Raw genomic sequence first — 4310 nt, forward strand, 5'->3', positions numbered from 1 at the left:
CCCCTCGGTCTCTAGTGGTCGTTGCATCATGGTTGGTGCTGTAGCAGCGATCTTGGAGGTGCTAAATGTCTGTGGACAGGGTGAGGGGTCAGAGGTTGACCCGGTCGGAACGGCTTGAGGTTCGGCGGCGTATTGGTAATGGTGAGTCGTTTGAGGATGCCGCCGGGTCGGTGCGGTGTTCGACCAAGACAGTGCAACGTGTTCTCAATAGCGTCGGGGGTGTCCATGTTCGAGACAGGGACAGGTCGAAGCTGCGGCTGTCGCTTCGTGAGCGGGAGGAGATTTCGTTGGGGATCCGCGCTGGCGAGTCTTTACGTGAGATAGCTCGCCGGCTCAATTGTTCACCATCAACGATCTCTCGGGAGGTGAGCGTCAACGGCGGTCTCGGCATCTACCGGGCAGTCGCAGCGGATGAGGCAGCGTATCGGCGCGCCAGACGACCTAAACCGGCGAAACTGTCGACGTGTCACGGGCTTCGAGAAGAGGTCGAAGCAATGCTCGACAAGCGCTGGTCACCCCAGCAGATATCGGCGAGACTGGTCATCGAGTTTCCCGATGATCCGGAGATGAGAGTGTCACACGAAACTATTTACCGGTCGCTGTTTGTCCAGTCTTGGGGAGCGTTAACCAAGGAGCTGACTGCTTGTCTGAGGACCGGTCGGACCCGGCGACGCCCTCATGGCCGTAAAGACCCTGGCGGCTATATCAAGGATATGGTTGTCATCTCGGATCGGCCTGCCGAGATTGAGGACCGCGCCGTTCCCGGTCACTGGGAAGGTGACCTGATCGTGGGATCTGGCGGCCACTCAGCAATCGTGACGCTGGTGGAGCGACAGACCCGATATGTGATGTTGGCCCGAATTGGTCGAGACAAGACCAGCAACCATGTCTGCGCTGCGATTGCACGCCGGATCCAGGATCTCCCCAATCACCTGATGCGGTCATTGACATGGGATCGGGGCAAGGAACTTGCCAGCCACACCCAGTTCACCATCGATACCGGGGTCCAGGTGTATTTCTGTGACCCTCACTCACCGTGGCAGCGGGGATCTAACGAGAACACGAACGGACTGCTGCGCCAGTACTTCCCCAAAGGCACCGACCTCTCCAGGCACTCGCGTGGCGACCTCGACGCGGTCGCTCTCGCACTCAACAACCGGCCCCGTAAAACCCTCAGATGGAGAACACCCGCCGAAGCACTCAACGAGCACCTACGATCAATCCAACAAGGCGGTGTTGCAACGACCCCTTGAACCTGAGCAGATACCCTTCATACGCACTGAGTTGGCGAGCCTCGAGGTGGTGGACACCATCGTCTCTGGACGCGGGACCGACATCGAACCTCCCACCCAGCTCACCCGCTTGGTTCACGAATTGGATCGTCCCGTCGCCGTTGGTGATCCACACACCGCCGGCGAAGGGCAAGAGCCTCGGTGCCGCGCGCCTGTCCACGGGTGCGCGCAGCACCGCATCCGGGACCTCAATCGCAAACGGTCCGACCCGTCGAGGGGGATCTGGATCAGTTGACCAACGTTGTCGGCAACCCACCAGGCGTTGGCCCCAAGGACAAACTCTCCCTGCGAACCACTGGGGATCGTCCAAGCCCGGCTCCCGTCAAGGTTGTAGAGCACTACCTCGGTTCCTGCCGTGAGAATCTGACTATCGCCGAACGGTACGGCGTCGGAAATGAAGCCGTCGTCGCCAAGCGAAACCAAGCGGGTCACCGAACCCGGTTCCGGATCAGTCGTGAAATCGATCGTGGTGAATGTGTGGAATACGATAACTTCGGCGTTTCCGCTGGGTTCACCGACACCATTGAACGTGGCCTCTCTGGACCCGTCGGGGTTCAGGAGCGTGGTACTGCCAGCGTTCCTCTGATGGACCCAAACTCCACCCGGACCGCAGGTAATCTTCCTGGGAGGGCCACTGATATCAGTAAAGCTGATCTGCCACGTGGAGACGTCAGAGACCCCTTGTGGGATGAGGCAAGGAAAGAGTTGTGCCGGGTCGAGACCGATCGCGGTGAGTTCGCCCCGGTAATTGTCCTGGACCCACTCAAGCCCGTACTCGGCCACCAGGAAATCGATGTCCGGATCGGCGACGATCGGCTCAGGCGGGTCCACACCTTCGCACGGCTCCGCAGGACCCTGGCGATAACAAGAAGGAAGAGTGGATCTGAGGACGCCGTCTTGGAGTTAGAGGACCATTGCGGTGCTGATGGCCTTGTCGATATCCCCCAAGTCTGTCCGACACATGAGCGATTCGAAGGTGAAGCGGATTTCCGAGTCGGTCGCTTGTACGCGCCCGCTCAGGAAGCCAGTGACCGGTGCGCCGAATTCAACGCAGGCGTCCGAGTGACTGTAGGTCATCAGGAATGCATAACCATTGTCGGCGCTCGGCGAGATCACGATCTCCACTTCGAGACCGTAACCGTCGATCGTTAGCCACCTTCCGATGAACGGATCGACCGGATCCTCGACAACGGTCGCGCTCGTTGTTACTTGAGCCGCGGTCGTAGCACTGCCGGTCGTCCCCTCGTCACCCGAACACGCCGCAACGAACACAAGAAGGCATAGCCCAGGACAAACCATCGGCGCCGGTACATGCATCTCCCTTCCCGCTCTGAATTCTGATACTAGTAGGGGCTGGCTCCGCGAGGCGGGATGGGAACACCGAGAGGGACGATGAGAAACGGTGAGCTGCTGTGCCTGGGTCATGAACTCTGGTTCATCATGTCCAAGGTTTCAGGATCATGGCAGTAAACCCCGGACGTGCCCACACCGATCCATGGTTACGAGGCACCGTGTGCGTTAGTCCGTCTTCTGGAGCCTCACGCTCTGCGATCACATGATCTGCCTGGATCAGGTACACGGCGTCCAAGGACACAACCCACAGGGACACGGCCTCGTAACCTGTTGCCGAGACACCCTCAGATCCTCTGAGTACCCATCTCAGGGATAATCGCTACCAATGTATCACAGGAGGCGCCGAGGTAGAGACTGGAGTCGAGGCCCGTGTAGATCGAGAACCGGTCGCTGGCACCCGTTCTCTTGTACTCGCCATCGCACCTGCTCGAACCCAAATCAGAAGCTGTTTCCTCAGCAGAGAATCTAGTTGAACGCTCTTCCGAAGCATGCGTTGATATCGCCCGCGAGGGTGGCCGTCCCGTGCAGCTTCGCCCTCAGAGAAACAGGGCTCAACGACACCTTCGCCGTTGACCAGAGCGAACCTCGCGACGTCATCCTTGAGCCTTATCCTCTCGAGTCTGACACGATCACCGAGTTCACCACACCCGATGCTTGCCTCGAAGCCAATCGCCTCCTGTCCAACGATCCAGCCCAAACGTGACGACGGCCGACGTGGGCTATTGGGCGGTCCAACCGCCGTCCACAGTGAGGACGGAGCCGTTGACCATAGCGCCAGCTTGTGACGCAAGATAGATGACAGCCCCGGCAACGTCTCTAATCTCGCCGACGTGCCCGATCGGTATCCGCTCAACAACCGACGCCAGGTAAGTGGGATCATCGAGGCGCTCGGCCGTGCCCGGTGTGTGAATGAACGTCGGAGCCACAGCGTTGACCGTCACACCCAACGACCCCCATTCCAATGCAAGCACCCGCACAAGTTGGTTGACGCCTCCCTTGGACGCTGAATACACAACGTGGTCGCGGATGCCCACAAGCGACGCCTGCGAACTCACCGCGATCACCCGCCCCGATCCCCGGGCAACCATTTGGCGTCCACATGCCTGAGCGGTGAAGAAGAGCCCCTTGAGGTTGACGTCCATCATCTCGTCCCACGCTGCCTCGTCTACGTCCAGCGCCGGGTGGTTAGCGCCGATTCCGGCGTTCGCAACCAGGATGTCGATTCGGCCGTGACGGTCCATGATCGAGCTGATACCGGAGCGGATCGACTGTAGATCCGTCACATCCACGCGGTGACCGGTGGCCGATCCGCCCGCCGATCGCAGCTCCTCGGCCACCTGCTCCGCCGCCGATGCTGACCTGGCTGTCACGGCAACCGTCGCACCGGCCGCTGCCAACGCCTCGACAAGCCCTCGCCCAATGCCCCGATTCGCCCCGGTTACGACGGCGACCTGGCCGTCGAGCCGAAAAGAAGGCAGATGCCGTGAATCCATGCAAGAGACATTACGCCGATGTGCCGCGATACCCTATTAATATACTCATGACGGACCTCGAAACCCTGGGCGGATGAGCGGATGGGCGTGGGGTTGGGCGGTGCGCCGGAGTCCCTGCCACCGGATTGTGAAATTTTGCAGGTGAATGCCGACAGATGCACGAGGGGACTAC

At 60.1% G+C, this 4310-nt stretch carries 4 protein-coding genes; 1 reads left to right on the top strand and 3 read right to left on the bottom strand.

The features are described 5' to 3' along the window. The first annotated feature begins 65 nt into the window (after positions 1-65). Entirely contained in the window at positions 66-1253 is a 1188-nt protein-coding gene (locus IIC71_14980) for an IS30 family transposase (GenBank protein ID MCH7670484.1), read from the top strand. 114 nt (positions 1254-1367) lie between these two features. On the opposite strand, the gene IIC71_14985 is transcribed toward IIC71_14980, so the two are convergent. The 3 genes from IIC71_14985 to IIC71_14995 form a co-directional block, all read right to left on the bottom strand. Further along, the gene (locus IIC71_14985; GenBank protein MCH7670485.1) at positions 1368-2123 is read right to left on the bottom strand and encodes a hypothetical protein; all 756 of its coding nucleotides are present in this window, start codon (positions 2121-2123) and stop codon (positions 1368-1370) included. Positions 2124-2195: 72 nt separating this feature from the next. Then, positions 2196-2609: a hypothetical protein gene (locus IIC71_14990; GenBank protein MCH7670486.1), complete on the bottom strand. Its 414-nt coding sequence runs from the start codon at positions 2607-2609 to the stop codon at positions 2196-2198. Between the two features lie 755 nt (positions 2610-3364). After that, positions 3365-4138 (bottom strand): SDR family oxidoreductase, encoded by a 774-nt coding sequence (locus IIC71_14995; protein ID MCH7670487.1) that lies wholly within the window; start codon positions 4136-4138, stop codon positions 3365-3367. Positions 4139-4310: the final 172 nt, after the last annotated feature.

The organism is Acidobacteriota bacterium, assembly GCA_022562055.1.
Classification (GTDB): Bacteria; Actinomycetota; Acidimicrobiia; order Spongiisociales; family UBA5794; genus BMS3BBIN02.

Coding starts and splice junctions, on each gene's coding strand:
- IIC71_14980 (MCH7670484.1), top strand. CDS start 66: ATGTCTGTGGACAGGGTGAGGGGTCAGAGGTTGACCCGGTCGGAACGG.
- IIC71_14990 (MCH7670486.1), bottom strand. CDS start 2,609: ATGCATGTACCGGCGCCGATGGTTTGTCCTGGGCTATGCCTTCTTGTG.
- IIC71_14995 (MCH7670487.1), bottom strand. CDS start 4,138: ATGGATTCACGGCATCTGCCTTCTTTTCGGCTCGACGGCCAGGTCGCC.